General features: G+C 40.3%; 1 protein-coding gene. It reads right to left on the bottom strand.

The window, feature by feature from the left end:
* Nucleotides 1-131: 131 nt before the first annotated feature.
* Nucleotides 132-2,141 carry a CHAT domain-containing protein gene (locus VE944_RS08160; protein WP_324974933.1) on the bottom strand — a complete coding sequence of 670 codons (2,010 nt, stop codon included), beginning with the start codon at nt 2,139-2,141 and terminating at the stop codon, nt 132-134.
* Nucleotides 2,142-2,676 lie beyond the last annotated feature (535 nt).

A 2,676-nucleotide genomic window follows, 5' to 3' on the forward strand; every position in this document is an offset into this window, starting at 1 on the left:
AGCTAGATCCCGATAACCGTAATCATCAGCCGCGGAAATGTTGGGTTTCGTTCCTCAACCCCCTTAAGGGTAAAATCCCCGTTACAAAACGAAATTGCGTTAGCAAGGTACGAGCATCATTGCCAATTACTTTAACGTGCATCGCCAATCAAGACAAAGGGCGACCAATAAAAAGGATGGCGATCGTCTGCAATTAGCTTTAACTTAGCTTTTTGCAAAGCTTCACCTTTGGTCATACCCTGCTTGAGATTTTGATAAAATTCAACCATTAATTCCCGAGTTGCTTTATCTTCAACCGCCCACAAACTCGCCATGACAGCTTTAGCACCAGCCCGCTCAAATATATAAGCAACTCCTGCAATTCCTACGTCATTAGAGTTAGTGTCTACAGCAGTTTGACAAGCACTGAGAGTAATCAGTTGTGTGCCTTGTAGCCCTAAAAGAGTAGCATTGGCAATGTCTAAGGTTTTGTCAGCAAATAGTAATGTATTATTTTTTAAATTGACTTGTTTACAATCTTCAGTTTGGAAACAGCCGTGAGTTGCTAAGTGCAAAAAGGAAAAGCGCAATGCTTGGGATCTAAAGTTTTCTAGAGTAGCTTCTTTATTGATATAAACTTCACTGTCTGGCAGTATTTCTTTAATCTTTGTGACTTCTGTCTCTGCACCTGGGAGATTTTGCGGTTCACGGGGTACTGGATTACCAAATGCTAAAACAGCTTGTGGTTTGCGGGGGACGGCATTTTGCACACCTGGAGATTTTAGGGAATTATTAGAAATGCGAGTGAGATAGTTGACAGGATATTTCTGGATCAGAAATTGGTCGGTTTTACTATCGTAAAGAGTCTCAAAAGGTAAATGACGCAGTTGAGCAGTAGCAATAATGCTCAGTTGTTTGGGTGATAAAGCCTTAATTTTGTCTTCTACAGGGCGAATGAGAATATCATAAAGTTTGCTACCTGTTTCAGTGAAGTTAGCATCACTGTCGTCTTGTACCTGTTTTAGGTATTCGGCAACAAGTTTATTAAATTCAGTGGGGTCAATAGATTTTTTAATAACGCTCAACTGACCTTTTGTAAAGATAAAAAAGGCAACGTTATTAGGCATATCTCCCACATTAGTCAGCAATATAGGTTGGACTATAACTGTTCCTGCGGGAATGGAGGATGTCAGGTTTTTAATATCTGCGGGTGTAGTTTCAAATAGTTCTGCCACTTCAGGAAAACGGCGAGAGATATTTTCGGCTTCTGAATAAACTTGTGCTTCTAATTGTCGAATTTTTTGGGGTAGGCTTTCGGATTGATCGCCTTGCAGTTGTTGTCGCAAGGATTCCAATTGTTGATTTTTTGTACTCCAGTCGTCAATGGCTTTTTGTGCTTCTGGGTTGGCAACTTTGGCATTAATGAGGCGAGTATAATCAGCAAGGTCGGCTGTGGTGAATAAGTTAACCCATTCAAAGGCTTGAGCGTATTTCTTTTGATTAATCAGGACATCGACTAAAGCAGTAGCATATACATCGTTTTGCTGTAAAAAGTTTTGGCGATTTTCTCGTTGCAAACCCCGACGCATTTCTAAGCTGATTTTGAGAGATTGCTCTAAATTAGTAATGGCTTCAGTTGGTCGATTTGTACTTTGGAACAATACGCCAATATTACCCAAGGTATTAGCTTCACCAGTGCGATCGCCCACAGCCCGATATAGGGGCAAAGCTTGGTTGTAAAATTCGAGTGCTTTTTGCTTTTCTCCTAAATCGTTGTAGACTACACCGATGTTATTGAGTGTCACGGCTTCACCAGTGCGATCGCCCACAGCCCGTCTCAGAGGTAAAGCTTGATTGTAGAAATCGAGTGCTTTCTGCTTTTGTCCTAAATTGTCGTAGTTATAGCCAAGCCAAACTAGTACGCTTGCTTCAAGTTTTTGGTCTTTGAGTTCTCGCGCAATGGTTAAAGCTTGCTGTAATATTTGTATTGCCTTATGGTGTTCCTGTTGCTGTGTCAGTTGTCTCCCTTGCTCTAGCAGTCTTTCTGCTTCTTGCGATCGCGAGCTTTGAGTTTGTCCCCAGGTGGGTTGAGCCATCAGCATCACTGTTAAAGGCGTTAGATAAAAGCCCACAGCTAAAAGACTGGTAAGAATTTTTTTCATAGAGTAGCGCAGAGGTAGCTGTTTTCAATTAGGTGTTAGCAGAAGCTCTTGTTACAAACTCACGATTTTTTGCTATCAACTTATGATTTTCATTACAAACTCACGATTTTTTGTTACAAACTCACGATTTTTTGCTATAAACTCATGATTTTCGTTACAAACTCACGATTTTTCGTTACAAACTCACGATTTTTTGCTATAAACTCACGATTTTCTGTTACAAACTCACGATTTTTTGCTATAAACTCACGATTTTCGTTACAAACTCACAATTTTTTGTTACAAACTCATGATTTTCGTTAGTAATGTCGAAATAAATAAGAGCGTACAGCTAGTTGTGCGCCCCTACAGAAGGAATAATTCACGATTAATAAGGTTTTGCCAGAATAGTGATCGTTCTTTGTTGCGAATTGAACTGGATTTCATCCACCACATATTGCCGATTTCTCGCCACTGATTGAATACCCCGTAACTGTGCTGTGGAAACTACAGGTGGTTTGAGCTTCAACACCGCTTGACCTTGGGTAGTATTTTT

The organism is Nostoc sp., assembly GCF_035638895.1.
Lineage (GTDB): Bacteria > Cyanobacteriota > Cyanobacteriia > Cyanobacteriales > Nostocaceae > Nostoc.